Source organism: Mesoflavibacter zeaxanthinifaciens DSM 18436, from assembly GCF_000422365.1.
Lineage (GTDB): Bacteria > Bacteroidota > Bacteroidia > Flavobacteriales > Flavobacteriaceae > Mesoflavibacter > Mesoflavibacter zeaxanthinifaciens.
Genome location: NZ_AULQ01000005.1, coordinates 319316 through 338188, shown reverse-complemented (window position 1 = coordinate 338188; position 18873 = coordinate 319316). Strand labels below are relative to the sequence as shown.

The window sequence follows — 18873 nt, the reverse complement described above, 5'->3', positions numbered from 1 at the left end:
ATATCCCAGTTACCATTACTATCTGCAAAAGTTGTTCCTGTCCATCCTGATGGTACATAGTTTGTATCATTTCCAAAATCTTCTGTAAAGATAAATGTTGATGTTCCACTAGAACATGTTACACCTACTGGTGCTGGTGGTGGTGTGTTAAACGTTGTGAAGTTTACTGGTCCTACCCAGTTACTAAACCCATCAGTATCACAATCAGCTCTTACATAAACTTCATAAGCTGTACTTGGTGTTAAACCACTTGCTGGATAAGGATTGTTAGTCGATGTTGTTGTACCATCTGTTGTTGGCTCTCCTGTTCCTGCTGGTTGTATCCAAATTTGCCATTCAGTCTCTGATCCGCCTGCTAACCATGTTATATCTGCAGTGGTATCTCCTGTTGTGACAGCAGTTATACCTGTTACGTCTGCACATGCTGGTGGCATTTGAGAATATAATGTTGGAGAACTAAAACACATTCCCCATCCCCAAATTCCTCCATCATCATAAAAGAGACGATATTTGAAACCAGATAACTGTGTTGCTGTAAAACCAGCTATGTTTAATTGGTCTGTAGTATAAGCTTCAGATGTTCCTGCACAAAAATCATTTGTTGGAGGTGTAGCTGTATCTGCTTGAATTGGTGATCCCCAAGGATTCCATGTTCCTGCATCTGCATCCCAATATTCAACTCCGATAGCATCAGAACTTATCCAGTTGAAAACATAATCTGTGTCAACAAATAGCCAAGTTTCGCCTGCACTAAATGCTGCTGATAAATCAATTACTGGTGATTCTGCTTGTATGGCATCTGTGCTACCACTACCTGCATCATCATCATCAAATGCAAAGTTTGCTGTTGTTGTAGGGTCTGCTTCAAAAGCTGTAGGATCTGTATTGTAGCTTCCAGTTACAGTCCAATTGGTATTGGGCCAGTTTGCTGGCTGATTAATTACCTGAGCTTGTACAATTATACTAAATAATAGTAAAATTAGGAGAGTAGTTTTTTTCATAGGTATGAAATGATTGTGTTAGTTTAATTTATATGATAAACATCCCAAAATTTCATTTGGAATCTTAAAGGTATATTTTTTTGTGAGACTATCTAAATTCAGATAGATATAATGCTCTTTTTTTCGTTGAAATGTTAGTGTTTTGTTAAAATAGGTATTTAATTTTCTGTGTTTTTTCTATTTTATTGAGAAATTTCTATGGTTTTTTTGATTTCGTTGCCGAATTCGTCAGTGACTGTAATTGTATATTTACCTTCTTTTGGTCGTATAGACATGTTGTGAATTGTAGTTGTTTCACCTAAAAAAATATGGTCTAAATACCAATATAATTTAGTATTTGGTTTAGAGTGTGTAACTTTTAAAATCAGATCGTTAGTTTTTTCATTGAAATCTTTAGGTAGAAAAATCTTTTTGATATCTTTAGGATAGATAAATTCCATTGTTTCTTTTTTAGAATTAATGCAATCCTCTCTAAAAGCGGGTAAGGGTTTGTAAAATGGATGTTTGTCTTTATAGTAGTAAGCCATTAAAGGAGGTAAAACAAACCAAGATGTGTTTTTAATTTCGTTTATATTTTCGCAAGAAGAATTTACTTGGAAACTCTCAGTTTTATCTAAATGTATTAATTTATGATAGGGACAAGCTTCTGTCTTTAAGCCACTTTTTTGTATGTATTTTTCATCTATTTTAACACAATTAACAGAAGCTCTATAACCGCTAACAGCGCATATATTTACCTTTTCCATTTCATCAAAAGGTTTTTGAAACCATTGACTATTAGGTAATAAATCAAACACATCAAAAAGTATTGGTGCAGCTGTTTGTACACCAACTAAGCCAGGTCTTCCTTCTCCATCTGCATTACCAACCCAAACACCAACTACATAATCTTTTGTAGTACCTATAGCCCATGCGTCTCTAAAACCATAGCTAGTTCCTGTTTTCCAAGCAATTTGTTTAGAATTATCAAAAAACTCCCAATTATCATCACCTTCAGGTCGGTTTACTTCTTTTAAGCTTTCATAAGTTAAGTAGATGGAAGCGGCATCAAAAAGAGTTTTTTCATTCGATTTTTTACCGAAGTCAATTTCTTCATTTTCAAAAAAAGTTGGTTCGCAAAACTCATTACTAAAATATTCGCTTGAAGTTTCGTTAAAATGATTAATGGTTGAAGAAAACGCCGCATAACTTTTACATAAATCCCAAAGGTTACTTTCTGCTCCACCAAGAACCAAAGATAATCCGTAGTGATTGGCATTAAACCTGATATCTTTAAGGTTAAGATTTTTTAAATAATAATGAAATCTGTCCAAGCCAAAATCTTGTAACATTCTAACAGCAGGAACGTTTAAAGATCTTGATAAAGCTCGTTTTGCTGGTACAGCACCATCAAACTCTTTATTGAAATTCTCTGGAGAATAATCGCCAAATTGTGTTGGTACATCTGCAACTAAAGTATTTGGTAAAATATCACCAGCGTCCAGCATTGCAGCATATAAAAAAGGTTTTAAAATACTACCAGTGCTACGAGGTTTGTTTATAATATCTACACTGTTTTGATGATTTTTATCCGTTGGAGCATTACCTACATAGGTTAAAACTTTTCTAGTTTTTACATCCAAAATAAGGACTGAAATATTATAAATTTCGTTTTGTTTTAAGGTATTATAATGATTAAAAACAATAGAGTTAGTTTGCTGTTGAAGACTCTTGTTAACGCTAGTTTTAATGCGTTGTCCTTTATCGGTTTTTGCAATAGTTTGCAGTAAATGTGGCGCAATTTGTGGTAAAGGATAAGGTTTTTGTGGTAACCTTTCGGATATAGAAAGATTATAAGTTAAACTATCAATAGTTTGATTATCTAAAAGCTTTTTTAGTAATCTATTACGTTTCTTTAATAGTTGTAATTGGTTTTTACCAGGATATATCAAACTTGGTGCATTTGGTAAGACTGCTAATGTTGCACTTTCTGCCCAAGATAAATCTTCAGAATTTCTATTAAAATATCGCCACGAAGCTGCATCTAAACCAACAACATTTCCGCCAAAAGGCGCATGACTGGCGTACAATGCTAAAATTTCATCTTTTTTATGCCTAAATTCTAGCCGCGTTGCTAAGATAATTTCTTTAAATTTTTCCCAATAAGTACGCTGTTTTCCTTTTCGCGATAAGCGTATAACTTGTTGTGTAATGGTACTTCCGCCTCGTTTAATTTTACCAGAATTTATATTTTCTTTTAAAGCTTTAAAAATTGAAATTGGATTAAAACCAGGATGATTGTAAAAGTATTCATCTTCAAAAGCTATGATACAAGTTTTAAATTTATCAGGAACCGAATCATTTTCAGGAAAGCGCCACTGCCCATCGTCTGCAATTATAGCACCTAATAACTCATTTTTATTACTTGTAATAACCGTTGCAGTTGGGTCTTTAAAAAGGTGTTTGGGTAAACAAAAATAGTAAGCCACAAGTAGTAAAAACAATATAATTGTTTTCTTTTTATTGTTCTTAAAGTAGGCTAACAGTCTTTGCATTAAAAAGTTATAGTTTATAACAAAGTTTTAAAAAGTGAATTTAAGCATTTAACATTAAAAATGACTAATTAATATTTATCTTTAAAACGTGAAAAACGATAAGTTACTTCTTAAAATAATTATAATTTTTATTGTTCTATTTTCTTTTGAAGATGGATACGCTCAGTTAGGTTTTTGTAACGGAAATTCTGGAGATCCAATCTTCACAGAAACCTTTGGGACAGGTACAACACAAACACCTTTGCCAGCAGGTACAACAACTTATACCTTTTCTTCTGCAACACCAAATGATGGGTTTTATACAGTTTCAAGTTCAACTGCGTTTTTTGATTGGCACGATGTACCAGATCATACAGAAGGTGATACTAATGGAAAATGCTTAATTGTAAATGCAGATTTTACTGCTGGCGAATTTTATAGAACAACAATTACAGGACTTTGTGAGAATACATCTTATGAGTTTTCGGCATTTTTAATAAACCTTTCAAGAAGTACGGGTTGTGGAGGAAATAATATTCCAATAAATGTAAGGTTTGAAATTTGGGATGATACTGATACTACACTTCTTGCAAGTGGTGATACAGGAGAAATTGACGCACAAGCCACACCAAATTGGGAGCAGTATGGATTAGTTTTTCAAACATTACCAGCGCAAACCGAAGTGATTTTAAAAATGAGAAATAATGGCGCAGGCGGTTGTGGTAACGACCTTGCAATTGATGATATAGTTTTTAAATCATGTGGAGATAATGTAACCATAGAAGATACAAGTAATGAAAGTGATGTTTTTATTTGCGAAACACAAACGCCTTATAATTTAAACTTACAAGCTAATCCTGACGGCACAATTTTTAATACATATGCATATCAATGGGAAACCTCTACAGATGGTATAAATTGGACAGAAATTGTAGGTGAAACCAATCAAAATTTAAACATCAATGTTAATACAACATCTTTATACCGTGTCAAAGTAGCCGAAGATGCTATAAACCTAGCTAATGCTTTGTGTAATGTTATTTCGGATGAGTTTTCTATTACGATAGTACCAACGCCATTAGCACCTGTTAGTAACGGAGATATCACAATTTGCGAAAACGAGAATCAACCTTTAGAAGTTACTGTACCAACAGATGTAACAGTAAATTGGTACGATGCTGTTTCTGGAGGAAATTTACTTGAAGAAAATAACATCAGCTTTTCACCAGAAAATGAAGGTGTTTATTATGCTGAAGCCATTTCGATAAACGGAAATTGTATTTCAAACACAAGAACAGCAGTAACACTTACTTTTTCCCAATCGCCACAAGTTTTTGATGAAGCAGTCTTTTTCTGTCAAGATGAAAGTGTTGAAATAAGTGCAAACATTAATAACATGAGTTACCTTTGGAATACAGGTGAAACAACCGAAAGTATTACAGTTTCAACCGAAGGTATTTATACTGTAGATGTTACAAATCTTGATGGTTGTACAGTCACAAAAACAATAGATGTTACACAATTAGATGCGCCGATAATTGCTGAAGTTTTTACTGAAAATAATGACTTAATAATTACTACCGAAAACCAAGGTAATTTCTCTTATTCTGTCGACGGAATTAATTATCAAAACACTCCAGTTTTTGAAAACCTTGAAGGAGGAAGATATACCGTTTACGTTACAGAAAACAGCGATTGCGGCATAGATACTCAAACCTTTATTCATTTTATAGTACCAAAATTTTTCACGCCAAATAATGATACTTACCATGATACTTGGCGATTAAAAGGCATAGAATTTTATGCGTCTTCTGAAGTGCAAATTTTTGACCGTTACGGTAAATTACTTTTTTATAGAAAGAACAAACCAATCTCTTGGGATGGAATGTTTAGGAAACAACAATTACCAACTTCAGATTATTGGTACGTTATTACTATTAATGGACAACGTCGTGTTGGGCATTTTACGTTGAAGCGATAAAATAATTTAGTCCAAACTATCTAAAAAGGCTTTTAGTTCGTCAATTTTTTGAGAACCGATTAAAAACTTTTTTCCGTTTTTAAGCTCTAAAGCTAAACCCATTTTTCCTTTAATGTTGTAAACGGTTCCGTAATTGGTCCAGAATCTAATTCCCCAACCGCCAACAAAACCATAATTTACAATTTGTGCTTTTTCAACTTCAGACCATTTCACAGCTCTTTTGGTTAACGGGAAGAAGTGTATTTTAATGTCTTGTTGCGTAATTTCGGTTCGCAATTGTATCATCCAGAAAAAAGTAATTAAAGTAAAAACAAATACAGAAAATACAATAAGTCCTTCATCAGACATAGGTTTATCTCCCATAGGTTCTCCTAAATAAAGCTGCTTGTATATACCAACAACAGGTAAAACACCAATACTAAGTAAGATTAGCCAAAGCCACCATTGTGTAAATTTTTGTTTTTCTGTGAATTGTTTTTTCATATTTCAATAATATAAAAAGATTCCCGCTTACGCGGGAATTTGTTATTTCTCAACCTCAATCCATTGTCCTTTATTTCTAACAAAAAACTCGTTATCATACATGGCTTCTGCTTGAATTCCTGGTAAATAATAAGACCCTAAGTAAGACGCATTAAGCATAACGTTAAAGGTTTTAGTTTCCTTTTGTTTTAAATCAAAATAGAAATTAACACGATCGTCTCTAATATCTGTAAATCGGGCTTGACTTGTTGTATTATCTCCAAAATCTGTAAAACGTGTGTTTACAATTTCCCAACCTGAAGGGAAAATTTGGGTTAATGCTACATCATTAACGCTATAGTTTTTAGCATTAGTAATTTGTACTGTTGCAACAAAATCTTCACCTTGTTTAAGTTTTGAGATATCTATTTTATCACCTTTTAGATTTTTAAAGACAACGTTTGCAGTTAAGCCTCTTTGTTCGGTTAACTCTTTGCCTAAAGGTAATTTACCTGAAGTTAATACGCGCACATACACTAAATTATCATAGTTGTTTTTAATGCTAATTTGATTAGCACCATCTTTGATTTTTAAATCGCGTTGTGCTAAAGCATTACTACTATTTACGGTTTCAGATTTACCATTAATACTGTAGTTAATTTTTATGCCTTTTCCGCCATTAGCAATAACCATTTTACCCATTGCAAGTAAACTGTATGCTGTAGTTTGTGTACTCATCCAACGTTGACTAGACAATTCTTTAGCAATAGTTTCGGCTAAATCTTTAAGGCGTTTATCTTTGGTTATAACCATTGTTTCTAGCGCCATAGCACGATTTCGGTCAACAGAACCGTAGGTGTAATAGTTACGTTTTACAGGTTGAAACTCGATATTTGCAGTTTTAGCAACTGCGTTACTAGCTTCGGTTTGACCTGCTAAAGCATAAGCTGCTGCAAGACGCCATTTGGCTTCGTTAGATAATTCTGAAAATTCGCGTAAGCGGTTCATTGCTGCTAAATCAGGACTATCAGCCAATGCTAATGTGTACAATCTGTAAGCTTGTGCTAAATCTGAGTTGTAGTTGCTGTAACTAGGTCTCCAGTTTTGCGCTGCTTCTTTTTGATATTTTATCCAATTGCTTTTAAACGTTAATGGTAATACAAAACCTTTCTTTTCGGCTTCAATCATAAAATGACCGGCGTAACTTGTTCCCCAATCGTTAGCGTTATTTTCTCCAATCCAATAACTCATACCGCCATTTGGTCTTTGGAAATGACCAAGACGTTTAATTCCGTTTTTAATATTATCCTGAATTTTTAATTGTTGATCTTGAGGTAGATCAAAAATATCTGTCAAAAATAATTGAGGGAACACGCTAGATGTTGTTTGCTCTACGCAACCATGAGGATATCTAATTAAATATTCTAAACGACGCGTAAAATCCATTGGAGGTAATGTAGAAAACTCAACCGTTGCGCTATTTGTACCTGTAACACCAAAGGTTGAAAAATCTATAGTTTTACTCTCGTTTGCGGTTAAAGATTCGTTGTAACTTTTAGTAGATATTGGATTAACATTTTCAACATCAATTTCAACTTTGTAAGTTGAAGTTTCGCCGTTTCCAGATGCTACAACTTCAATTGTGTTGATACCTTTTGCTTTGCTAACGTCCAGTTCAAAATATTCCATTTTTTCATCTGGTTTTGCAAAACTTAAAGATTTTGAAGACTCGCCAACTACTGAAATTCCGTTGCTTAATTTTAATTTAAGTGATACGTTTTTCACCTTAGGTTCCATAGCAAAAACAGTTACCGGAAGTGTCACTTTTTCGCCAGGACTTAATTTACGTGGTAGTGATGCTAACACCATTAAAGGTTGTTTAACTTGTACCGATTTTTCGGCATTACCGTAAGCTTCATTTTCTACATGACTAGCCACAACCATAGTTCTTACTGCACCAATATAATTTGGCATTTTTATGGTGTGTGATTTGCGATCTCCAGCCTCTAATTTAAATGGACCTAAAAAGGTAACCACAGGTTTAAAGCGGTTAGCCTTTTTGTTTTTTCCTGCTGCTGCATTGCCATCTCCACCAATAGCAAACACTTGATCAATACTACCGCTGTAAGCGCCAATAACATCATCAAATATATCCCAAGTTTTTACCCCTAAAGCCTCGCGTGCGTAAAATGCATCCCAAGCATTTGGAGTTTTGAATCGGGTTAAATCAAGCAAACCTTCTTCTACGACAGCAAGCGTGTACGTCATTGGTTTGTTATTTTTTTCTGAAATAAATACCGTGTAATCTTCTTTTGGTTTTAAGACACTTGCCATTTTAATTTCTGGATGTAAAATGGTATTTGGATCTTCTACCATTAATGGAATTACACCGTATAAACGCAACGGTAAATCGTTAGCAGTAGAGGCATGTGGTTGCAGTAATGATATGTTTACAAATACGTTTGGCGTCATTTGTTTGGTAATAGGAATATCTACTGTTGTTTCTCCAGTTTCGGTTTTAACCCATCTATGTTCTATAACTTCAGAGCCATTTTCTATACTAATTAACGCACGACCAGAAGTGCCAGACGGGAAAGTGATTTTTGCAGTTTCGCCAACATTGTAATTGTCTTTATCTGCTAAAAACACAAGCATACTTGCAGCTTCTTTGTCGTTTGATGGTTGACGTTTCCACCAATTTTTATAGAAATATGCAGTTTGACCTGTGGAATGTCCAGAAACAGGATCTTTAATTGTGATGTAATAACGACCACCTTCTTCATCAGGAACATTGATATTAAAAGACGTTTTACCTTTAGAATTGGTGTTTAATTTGCTTTCTAAAAATGGTTTGTAAAACGAACTTGAGGTGTATTTTGATAGATTGTCTTCTGAAGAATTCCACCACCAACGCCATTCAATTTTATAAACTTTTACTTCTAAACCATTACGTTGTATAGCATTACCTTGATCATCTACAACAACTAAATCGAAGTTGTTATTAGCATCCGTTTCATAAGAACCGTAACGTTTTGGTTCTGGTGATTTTAAACCAACAAACGAGTTGTAAGGAGCGTAAGGCATTGTGAATGCATCCATAGAGAAATCGCCACCATTTTCAAAAGCTCTGACTAAAAATTGTGCGTTTAACATACCTGGTGCGCCTTTACCAATAGATAAGTTTTTGGTAATGTTGGCTAAACCATCGGCATCTAAATTGCCTTCAAAAATGGTGATTTCTTCAGTATTGAAAGACTTTGCTGGATCTCTAAATTTGTAATCTGGATAGTTTTTAAATCCTGAATAGGAATTAGAAAACTTTGCTTTTACTTCTGCTTTTAAATTTTTTGCTGGTGCGCCATGTAGCCAATTAACGGCTAATTTTCCTTTTAAATTAGAATTGCTTTTTAGGATTTCGTCATTAAAATCTATCTTAATTTTTAGACGGTTAGGTTTAACGGTTTCAACTTTTAACCCTTTATAAAAATTAGCACCACCAACGGTTATTTTTGCATTCCAATTACCAGTTTTGTCTTCGGTAGCTGTTGGAACGGTAAAGGTGTAAACATTGTTTAATCCGTTGCTTTTTACTTCTTTAAAGGCTAATTTTCCGTTAGGATCTGTAATTTCAAGTTTTACTGGATGACCTTTAGGTAGTTTATTTGCCGCATCATTAAGCATAAATGATAAATGAATCGTATCTCCAGGTCGCCAAACACCACGTTCTCCATAGATGTAACCTTTTAAACCACGTTGTAGCGTTGTTCCCGAAACATCAAATTTACTTAAGGATAAAGAGTTACCATCGTTAAGTTTTACATAAGTAGTGTTGTAGCCTTTTGTTACAGTTGCAAAAGCAGCGTGCTTATTAGCGCTTATAGTTGCAAAACCATTACTGTTAGTGGTTGAACTAACTATTTTTTGTTGCTGAAAATTATATAATGCTATAGTTGCTCCTGCTTCTGGATTAGTATTTAAGATATTACTTACTGCAAATAAATAGTTGTTATTAGCTCCTTTTTTAACAATAGTACCAAGGTTAGAGCTAATTAAATTTTGAGCAATAACACGGTTAGAGTTGTAGTACGATTCGTGGCAAGGATTGTTGCGTTCTCTCCAATTGTAATTATCGTTACGGTAGCTATAGGTTAGATTATCCCAATACTCTTCTTCTTTAAGGTCTTCGTCTTCGGTGTTGGTTTGGTTATAATTGTCGTTGTAATAATCGTCGTAATAGTAATCGTCTTCATAGTAATACTCATCTTCGTCATCATTACTACTAGAAGCTGTGGTATTACAGTCGTAAAGTGAATAGGCTTTTTTAAAGTCAATTTCAACTCTATAAATAGCGCCAGGATCTGCTTTTATGTATTTTGAAAGATCTACGCTGTAGGTTTTCCATTTTCCGTCGTTATCTAAAGGGTTTTCAATTAGGTTAATGGTATGTTTTGCAATGCGTCTTCCTACGCGTCTAATAGCTCTACTATTGTTGCTATATAGTTCATTATCTTGAAGAAATTGAAGTACGTTATCTTCAAAAATTTTAATAACTCTAAGATCTACAGCTTTTAAATTTACTGCTTTAAAATTGAATTTTAATTCTTTAGAATTTGGTAAAAACACACCGCTATTTACCAGTTTTACTTGTGGTTTTATATCTTCAAAAGCAATAGTTTGACTGTAAGGTGTTTTTAATTTGTACCCATATGTGTTTTTTATACCTTGAAATACATCAATTTTTAAATTACCTGACATTTTGGATTGTGGATACACTTTAAGCACATTACCATCTACAATAAATTTTGGGTTTTTAGCATTTTGAATAGTTACTAAGCCATCAAAATTTTGTTGTTTTTTTATTGGGTCTGAAAAATTAATAGATAAAAATTGCTCTGGTAATTGAAACACTTCTACACCAACAATTTTAAAGTTGTTAATACCAGGAATGGTTACTTTGTTCTCTCCAGAATTGTCTGCATTTATTGGTTTTCCGTTCCATTTTACTAAAATATCTGCATCATCAATTTTTCTAGTAATACTATCAATTTTAAATTCAAAATATTTTGAAGGAAGCAGTTTTTCATCCCAAACAATGTTTAATTTTTTTCCATCTTGACTGGCTTCAACCAGTAGCTTTGCTTTATCAATAGTAGTGATATCTGCTAATTTTAACGCGCCATTTAAATACTGTAATTCTTTAGTGTAAGATTGTAGGTTGTTAGTTTCAATAATAAAATTTGGTGTAATAGTTTTAAAGCTAAAATCGTAAGTATCAAAACCATCTGGTAAATCGTTATAAAGATCTTTTAGTTTTACAGAAACGGTATATTCTGTGTCTGGCGATAAGTTTTCGTCAGGAATAAAAGTAAACGCGTGGTCATTTACAACTTTAAGTTGTCCTTCTACAAAAGGTTTGATTTTAAAAAGACTTTTGTCTAACTCTTTGTCAGCTTCCCAACCGGCTACAGTTTTTGCAAGACTAACGTTAATATGATCTGCAACAGATACTCGACCAGCAGTTGTGTAACTAATATAATCTCTATATTTAAAAAGATTGTCTGTTTTAGGTGTTTTTTCTTTACATGAAAATGTTATGAAAAAAACTAATAGAATGGTGTAGAAAGATTTTAACTGCATTGATTAATAGGTTTGTAGATGAATGTTTATCAAGAGAAATAGTGTTAAATAAATTACGTTAACATTTTATGATTTAGTTTGTATGAGATGTTAAAAAAAAGATAAATTATTGATTGTAAATACCAATATATAATTCGCCTTTATCATTTATAGACGCACGATACATGCCAGCAGTATTAAAATCCATAACAATATTTCCAAGTTTATCTATAGCTATAATACCGCCATTTCCTCCAAGTTTAGGTACTTTGTTTTGGATCACTTCTTTTGCAGCTTCTTTTAGTGATAATCCTTTGTATTCCATTAAAGCAGAAATATCATGAGCAACCGTAGCGCGAATAAAAAATTCTCCCCAACCAGTTCCAGAAACAGCGCAAGTAGTATTGTTTGCATAAGTACCAGCTCCAATTATTGGTACATCACCAACCCGACCAAATCTTTTATTAGTCATTCCTCCAGTAGATGTGCCAGCAGCTAAATTTCCGTTTTTATCAAGAGCTACACAGCCAACGGTTCCAAATTTTGAATTTTTTATTTCAGCGTCATAAAAAGCTATTTGCTTTTCTTTATTAGTTTCTTTCTCTTTAATTCTTTTTAAACTTTTAAGTCGTTTTTCTGTTTTAAAGTAATTAGGGTCTACAATTTCAAGTTGTTGTTCTTTTGCATACTTTTCTGCACCTTGACCTGTCATCATTACATGTGGAGAAACATCCATGATTTGTCTAGCTAAATTAATAGGATTTTTAACGTTTGTAATAGCAGCACATGCACCAGCATTTAAGGTTTTTCCATCCATAATTGAAGCATCAAGCTCAATAGTTTCTTCATTTGTAAAAACAGCACCTTTACCTGCGTTAAATAAAGGAGAATCCTCTAGTATATTTATTGTTTTTTGTACAGCATCAAGACTGCTGCCTCCTTCTTTTAAAATGTTGTAACCAACCATTACGGCTTCTTCTAATTTTGCTTTGTAGGCTGCTTCATTTTGTTTAGTCATATTCTTTTTTAAAATAGTGCCTGCACCACCATGAATAACTATAGCGAACTCATTTACTTGAGTATTGGTAGTTTTGCTAACTATGTCTGATTCTACATTTTTTGATTTTTCTGTAGAATTGCAGCTTAGGTTTAATAGAAATAAAAGCGATAGAATAGATTTTAGTAAAGTCTTCATTAGATAAAAATTATAGCATTAAAATTAGCAATTTTTAAACGGTTTTTATGCTAAATAACCAATGAAATATTAGTATATTCGCTAAAAATTAAATAATTCGTAAAAAAGAAACATTTATGGAAGCAATTGCTACCGATTTCGGAATAAAAGAAGCTTTAAAACAATTAGGTATTAAAGACGTTAATGATGGTACTTCTACAGGCTCTGATAGCTTTGGAAGTGGTGAGTTAATTTCATCTTACTCTCCAACAGATGGACAATTAATTGGTAAAGTTTCTACTACAACAAGAGAAGACTACGATAAAGTTATAAAAACAGCTCAAGATGCCTTTTTAGAGTTTAGAGCAATGCCAGCACCGCAAAGAGGTGAAATAGTAAGACAGTTTGGTAATCGTTTAAGAGAATTAAAAGAACCATTAGGTAAACTAGTATCTTACGAAATGGGTAAATCTTTACAAGAAGGTTACGGAGAAGTACAAGAAATGATAGATATCTGCGATTTTGCAGTAGGTTTATCAAGACAGTTAAACGGGCAAACTATTCCTTCGGAAAGACCAGGTCACGTTATGAGAGAGCAGTGGCACTCTTTGGGTATTGTTGGTATTATTTCAGCATTTAACTTTCCAGTTGCGGTTTGGTCTTGGAACACTGCTTTGGCATGGGTTTGTGGTGATGTTTGTGTTTGGAAAGCTTCAGAAAAAGCACCACTTTGTGCAGTAGCATGTCAAAATATAATTGCTGAGGTATTAAAAGAAAATAATTTACCTGAAGGTATTTCTTGTATTATAAACGGAGATTACAAAGTAGGAGAATTTATGACAACAGATCATAGAATTCCGTTAATCTCTGCAACAGGATCTACACGTATGGGACGTATTGTTGGTAAAACAGTAGCCGAGCGTTTTGGTAAATCTTTATTAGAATTAGGAGGAAACAACGCCATCATCATTACACCAACTGCAGATTTAAAAGTAGTTGTGCCTGGTGCAGTATTTGGTGCTGTTGGTACTTGCGGACAACGTTGTACAAGTACACGTCGTTTAATTATACACGAGTCTGTTTACGATAAAGTAAGAGACGCTATTGTTGGTGCCTACAAGCAATTAACTATTGGTAACCCATTAGACGAGAAAAACCACATTGGACCATTAATCGATAAAGACTCTGTAAACACGTATTTATCTGCTATAGAAAAAGCTAAAGCTGAAGGCGGAAATGTACTAGTTGAAGGTGGTGTTTTAGAAGGAGAAGGATACGAGTCTGGTTGTTATGTAAAACCAGCGATTATTGAAGCTGAAAATGATTTTGAAATTGTACAAACCGAAACTTTTGCACCAATTTTATATTTAATGAAATATTCTGGCGATGTAGAAAATGCAATCGAAATGCAAAACGGAGTTGCGCAAGGATTATCTTCTGCAATCATGACTAACGAAATGAAAGAAGCAGAAAAGTTTTTATCTTTTGCAGGAAGCGACTGCGGTATTGCCAACGTAAACATTGGTACTTCTGGAGCAGAAATTGGAGGTGCTTTTGGAGGTGAAAAAGAAACTGGTGGCGGACGTGAGTCCGGATCTGATGCTTGGAAGGTTTACATGCGTAGACAAACCAACACGGTAAACTACTCAGACCAGTTACCTTTAGCGCAAGGTATTAAGTTTGACTTATAATATTATTTCGCTTTCGCGGAAGTTAAGCCACATCTAAAAAGATGTGGCTTTTTTATTTTCATAAAATTTAACCTAAAATTTTAGTTTTTTATCGATTATTTGTGTTTAATTCAAATAATTAATAATCAAACAGTTAAAAAATCACGATTTTTTAATAACTTAATACTCATAATATTAAAAACTAACCATTATGAGTAAAAAATCTAGATACCTTCTTGGTATTTTACTTACCATCATAATCGGTACAGTCTTGTACTGGTTTTTTTGTTGTCAATATTGCAGAGGTAATATTGAGAATAAACAAAAAGATGTGTCCGTAGCACCAAAAGTAACTATCAAACCAATTACACTTAATGATCCAGATGGAGATTTCAATTTAGAAATTAAAGACAATTTTAGTTTTAAATTTTCAGATTACCATTTTATCGAGCCAATTTCACCTGAATTAAATCAAGGTTTAGATCAAATAGTAACTTATTTAAATAATCATCCAGACAAGTCACTTGACGTTAAAGGTTTTTACAAGTCTGTAGAGATTAATAACTCGGCATTTCCTACCATTGGGTTGGCACGTGCTAACGTGATAAAAAATCTTATGGCTTCAAAAGGTGTAAATTTTAAAAATATAAATACATATGGTGTTTTAGATAACGATTTAAAACGAGAAAATGATACTATAAATGGAGGTATAAGTTTTGAAATTTCTGCATTTAAAGAAAGAAATTCTGATCAGGATGAAGCTTTAAAAGATTTAGCTAAAAGTATTAAAGCTAATCCGTTAATACTTCATTTTGAAACAGCTCAAACTAATATTGTTCTAACTAAAGAACAACGACAAAAAGTAGCAGATATGGTTGATTATGTATATAAAGTAGATGGTGCAAGTATTACGGTAACCGGACATACAGATAATCAAGGTAGCAGAGATGCTAATATAAAAGTTGGACAAGAAAGAGCAGATTTTGCTAAAAACTATTTAATAGATAACGGTATTTCTTCAAGTAAAATATCAAGTACTTCTTTAGGTCCAGATCAACCTATTGCAGATAACACTACTGAAGAAGGTAGAGCAGAAAACAGACGAGTTGTAATAACCATTAACTAAAAAAATAAAACCATGAGAATATTATTAATTAGCATACCGTGTTGGTTAATTCCTACTTTGGTAGGATTAATTTGCGCAATTTTAGGATACTTATTAGGTAAACTACTAAACAGAAGTAATGATAATAATGAAAATATTGATATTTATAAAAATCGAATTTCTAAATTAGAAACAGATTTAGCAGCTTGTATGTCAAGCAAAGATGTGTCTCATACTTCTGGATTAGCAAATACTATTGCTCCCAAAGCATCAGGTATTGAAGCTGTTGTTTTTAATGCAGATGCAGCTAAAGCAGCTTTAGGGAAAAAAATAAAAGAAAACGATTTAACTGTTGTTGAAGGTATTGGACCAAAAATAAAAGAATTGTTCCATAGCCATAACGTTATAACTTGGAAAGATCTAGCTAATTGTACGGTAGAAAAATGTAAAGAAGTTTTAAAGTCTGGCGGAAAACGTTTTGAAATACATAAGCCAGGTACTTGGCCAAAACAAGCAGAAATGGCTGCTAAAGGCGAATGGCAAAAACTTAAAGATTGGCAAGATCAACTTGATGGAGGTAAATAAGAAACAATAAAGATTTAAAAAGTAAAACCACTTTCTAATTGAAAGTGGTTTTTTTATATAAACCATAATTCAATGCCGAAACTTTATCGGGAGAACTAAGGTTTTTTTAAATGTTAATTAATACATTAAAACATTGTTTAATTAACTAATTTATAGACTGTTTTAAATTTATTTATAACAAATATCTAGATTAACTGTTAACTGTATTTAACCTTTCTTAAAATTCTAATAGCATCTTTATATTTTTGATACACTTTAGGATGCTTTTTTAAATATGGTTTTGCTTCATGAAGTTTATCTATGGCTTCATGAAATAAATTTAGATAACATATAAGATACGTTTCTGGTAGGTTATTTAGATCTCGTAATTCTACTTTATTTAAAGAAATTCCTTTTTTAAGTTTTTCTAAAACAGAATTATTAGTATTGTAAATGTGATGTAATACTTTTTTGTCGTACTGTGGTGGATTGAAAACCAGGGTAGAATCTATATTATAATTTGCATTATCGTTAAAACTAATAACAGTTTCTTCTAAAGGGTAATATTTATAATGATCTTGAATACCTAGCTTTACATAATCTAAAATTGAAAACGAATTTTCATCATATTTTATAGCAACTTCATCTAAAGTTGAATAAAACAATCGTACTTGCTCGTTAACCAGTTCTATATCAACTCTAGAATAAAATGTTTCGTCTTTAACGGTCTTTTTAATACCTGACCAACACACAATAAAATATTCTTTAAAGACAATATATTTTGGATTGTAATCTTGTCTTTTTTGCATAAAATCTATAACTCCATCTAAAATATGCTGAATATTATTTTGTGCATGTTTCTCGATAGAAGCTACAATTTCTGAATTAACATCTTTAATCTCTATGTCAAAAACCTTAGGCATACTAATACTACCTTCTCTAAAAAACACAGAGCCACCATAGTATTTCCAGATGTTTTTTCTTAAAGATGTAATACCTGTACTTGGTCTAATAGTTACTAGACCAACTACTTTGTGATCTGGTAAATGCGGAAAAGGAATATTTTCATATTGTACAATTGGCGGATTGGTTAAATAGGCATTAATTAAATTTTGAATTTTAGAATCGTCAAAAAAATCTACACCAACTATTTTGTTGTCTTCATCTTCTACACCAATAACGATGTAAGAATTGTTTTTTGGGTTAGAGTTTGAAAGTGCACAGACGTGCTTTAAAAATTTAGCTTTTCCTTCCTTTTGACCAATATCAACTTTTCGCTTTTTGTCATAAAAACTGTTCTCATCATTATGAGCTAGTAAGTTTTTAATTAAAAGACGTTTATTGATCATTTGTCTATCATTTCTGAATTGTTAAGTAAACTTTTTAAAGTGTTTCTAATTCTCTTTTTATATTCTCTCTAGCCTTATTTTCAAATTGTATTTTATAAGTTTTTGTAAAGTATAAAGTGTCTCGTTCTAAAAAGTGTTGAAGCACTTTTTTTCGACCAGATTTGTACATAAAATCAGGATATATTTTATACTCTTTTCTAATTTTTTGAGTATAATTTTTATAAGTTTCCCAATTAGATCCAAGAATCGATAAATCTAAATCTAATAGGTAAGCATTATCTTGATTTTGATTTAAAATTACGTTATGTTTTTTAGTTGAAAGGATTAATTCTTCAACTTTTTTAATTGAATTTTTATTAAAACTGAATGATTTAAGTCTGTTTTTAGCAAATGCTGCGCTTTTTTCTTCATTATCTTTTTTGGTTGATTTGTAGATAATATCGTGATACCAAATTGCAAATTTGATTTCTGGAAGATTAGCTATTTCACCTTTAATAGTTTCAAGTTGAACTAGCATATTATGAATATGTTCTAGATTATGATAATATCTTGATTTTTTTGAATACTGAGATTTAATGTCTTCCCAATAGTTATAGATTAAATCTTTATCACTAGAATAATTTGAAGCTAAAGTGATCCATTCATTTTTCAACCAATCTATCATATATTACTCTTTTTTCACAATAGTACTACTAGCTTGTGCTGTACAAAACATCAATACATCTGCAAGGTTAACATGTGCAGGACGTGATACAGCAAAATAGATAACTTCGGCAACATCATCTGCTTGTAAGGCTTTGTAGCCGGTATAAACGGTATCTGCTTTGGCATCTCCTTTAAAACGTACTTTAGAGAATTCGGTTTCTACCAACCCAGGATTTATAGCTGTAACTTTAATCCCAAAAGGGTTAAGGTCAATACGCATACCTTCGGTAATGGCGACAACTGCGTGTTTGCTTCCGCAGTAAACATTTCCGTTGGGATATACTTCTTTTCCTGCTGAAGAGCCTATGTTAATAATATGTCCGCTTTTACGCTCGGTCATATTAGGGATTATGGCTTTGCTAACGTAAAGTAAACCTTTAACGTTAATGTCCATCATTTTATCCCAATCGTCTAATTTTCCGTCTTGTATGGGATCTAATCCGTGTGCATTTCCTGCATTATTAATTAAAATATCTATGGTTTTAAATGTTTCTGGTAAAGAATTTATAGCGTCAAAAACGGCAACTTTATCACTAACATCAAAATTAAGTGTATGTACGTTAGTTTGTTTTGATAAGGCTTTTTTAATAGTGTCTAATCGCTCTTGACGTCTTCCGCAAAGTATAAGATTAATGCCATGTTTGGCAAATTGGTGTGCTGTAGCTCTTCCTATACCGCTTGTTGCTCCTGTTATTAACGCAGTTTTTTGACTCATTTTTAGGTGTTGTTTTAA

At 32.6% G+C, this 18873-nt stretch carries 11 protein-coding genes and 1 pseudogene; 4 read left to right on the top strand and 8 right to left on the bottom strand.

Going from position 1 to position 18873, the window contains the following annotated elements; all coding sequences use genetic code 11:
- A pseudogene (locus H574_RS0105960) lies at positions 1-1001 on the bottom strand (hypothetical protein); the annotation flags it as partial.
- A 182-nt stretch (positions 1002-1183) separates the two neighbouring features.
- Positions 1184-3535 carry a penicillin-binding protein 1C gene (gene pbpC / locus H574_RS0105955; protein ID WP_027879693.1) on the bottom strand — a complete coding sequence of 784 codons (2352 nt, stop codon included), beginning with the start codon at positions 3533-3535 and terminating at the stop codon, positions 1184-1186.
- 88 nt (positions 3536-3623) lie between these two features.
- On the opposite strand from pbpC, the gene H574_RS0105950 reads away from it, so the two are divergent.
- Entirely contained in the window at positions 3624-5495 is a 1872-nt protein-coding gene (locus H574_RS0105950) for a T9SS type B sorting domain-containing protein (protein ID WP_051169837.1), read from the top strand.
- 6 nt (positions 5496-5501) lie between these two features.
- Here H574_RS0105950 and H574_RS0105945 read toward each other — a convergent pair whose 3' ends face one another.
- From H574_RS0105945 to H574_RS0105935, 3 genes are all read right to left on the bottom strand, one after another.
- Positions 5502-5978, bottom strand: coding sequence for a hypothetical protein (locus tag H574_RS0105945; protein WP_027879691.1), 477 nt, complete (start codon positions 5976-5978; stop codon positions 5502-5504).
- Positions 5979-6020: 42 nt separating this feature from the next.
- The gene (locus H574_RS0105940; RefSeq protein ID WP_027879690.1) at positions 6021-11594 is read right to left on the bottom strand and encodes an alpha-2-macroglobulin family protein; all 5574 of its coding nucleotides are present in this window, start codon (positions 11592-11594) and stop codon (positions 6021-6023) included.
- A gap of 106 nt (positions 11595-11700) precedes the next feature.
- Complete coding sequence (locus tag H574_RS0105935) at positions 11701-12768, bottom strand: isoaspartyl peptidase/L-asparaginase family protein (RefSeq protein WP_027879689.1); 1068 nt, start codon at positions 12766-12768, stop codon at positions 11701-11703.
- 116 nt (positions 12769-12884) lie between these two features.
- On the opposite strand from H574_RS0105935, the gene amaB reads away from it, so the two are divergent.
- The 3 genes from amaB to H574_RS0105920 all read left to right on the top strand — a co-directional run bounded on the left by amaB (position 12885) and on the right by H574_RS0105920 (position 16107).
- A complete protein-coding gene (gene amaB, locus H574_RS0105930) occupies positions 12885-14438 on the top strand; it encodes an L-piperidine-6-carboxylate dehydrogenase (protein WP_027879688.1) in 1554 nt (517 codons plus the stop codon).
- A gap of 190 nt (positions 14439-14628) precedes the next feature.
- Positions 14629-15543, top strand: coding sequence for an OmpA family protein (locus H574_RS0105925; RefSeq protein WP_027879687.1), 915 nt, complete (start codon positions 14629-14631; stop codon positions 15541-15543).
- A gap of 12 nt (positions 15544-15555) precedes the next feature.
- A complete protein-coding gene (locus H574_RS0105920) occupies positions 15556-16107 on the top strand; it encodes a hypothetical protein (RefSeq protein ID WP_027879686.1) in 552 nt (183 codons plus the stop codon).
- A gap of 197 nt (positions 16108-16304) precedes the next feature.
- On the opposite strand, the gene H574_RS0105915 is transcribed toward H574_RS0105920, so the two are convergent.
- Genes H574_RS0105915 through H574_RS0105905 form a run of 3 tightly spaced genes read right to left on the bottom strand, consistent with a single transcriptional unit; the run spans position 16305 to position 18855 of the window.
- Positions 16305-17435 carry an ATP-binding protein gene (locus tag H574_RS0105915; protein WP_027879685.1) on the bottom strand — a complete coding sequence of 377 codons (1131 nt, stop codon included), beginning with the start codon at positions 17433-17435 and terminating at the stop codon, positions 16305-16307.
- 34 nt (positions 17436-17469) lie between these two features.
- Entirely contained in the window at positions 17470-18099 is a 630-nt protein-coding gene (locus tag H574_RS0105910; protein WP_027879684.1) for an HD domain-containing protein, read from the bottom strand.
- Positions 18100-18102: 3 nt separating this feature from the next.
- On the bottom strand, positions 18103-18855 hold the full coding sequence (locus H574_RS0105905; protein ID WP_027879683.1) for an SDR family NAD(P)-dependent oxidoreductase: 753 nt from the start codon (positions 18853-18855) through the stop codon (positions 18103-18105).
- Positions 18856-18873: the final 18 nt, after the last annotated feature.

Excerpts from the sequence above, each read along its gene's own strand:
- pbpC (WP_027879693.1), bottom strand. The coding sequence starts at position 3,535 with ATGCAAAGACTGTTAGCCTACTTTAAGAACAATAAAAAGAAAACAATT.
- H574_RS0105945 (WP_027879691.1), bottom strand. The coding sequence starts at position 5,978 with ATGAAAAAACAATTCACAGAAAAACAAAAATTTACACAATGGTGGCTT.
- H574_RS0105940 (WP_027879690.1), bottom strand. The coding sequence starts at position 11,594 with ATGCAGTTAAAATCTTTCTACACCATTCTATTAGTTTTTTTCATAACA.
- H574_RS0105935 (WP_027879689.1), bottom strand. The coding sequence starts at position 12,768 with ATGAAGACTTTACTAAAATCTATTCTATCGCTTTTATTTCTATTAAAC.
- amaB (WP_027879688.1), top strand. The coding sequence starts at position 12,885 with ATGGAAGCAATTGCTACCGATTTCGGAATAAAAGAAGCTTTAAAACAA.
- H574_RS0105925 (WP_027879687.1), top strand. The coding sequence starts at position 14,629 with ATGAGTAAAAAATCTAGATACCTTCTTGGTATTTTACTTACCATCATA.
- H574_RS0105920 (WP_027879686.1), top strand. The coding sequence starts at position 15,556 with ATGAGAATATTATTAATTAGCATACCGTGTTGGTTAATTCCTACTTTG.
- H574_RS0105915 (WP_027879685.1), bottom strand. The coding sequence starts at position 17,435 with ATGATCAATAAACGTCTTTTAATTAAAAACTTACTAGCTCATAATGAT.
- H574_RS0105910 (WP_027879684.1), bottom strand. The coding sequence starts at position 18,099 with ATGATAGATTGGTTGAAAAATGAATGGATCACTTTAGCTTCAAATTAT.
- H574_RS0105905 (WP_027879683.1), bottom strand. The coding sequence starts at position 18,855 with ATGAGTCAAAAAACTGCGTTAATAACAGGAGCAACAAGCGGTATAGGA.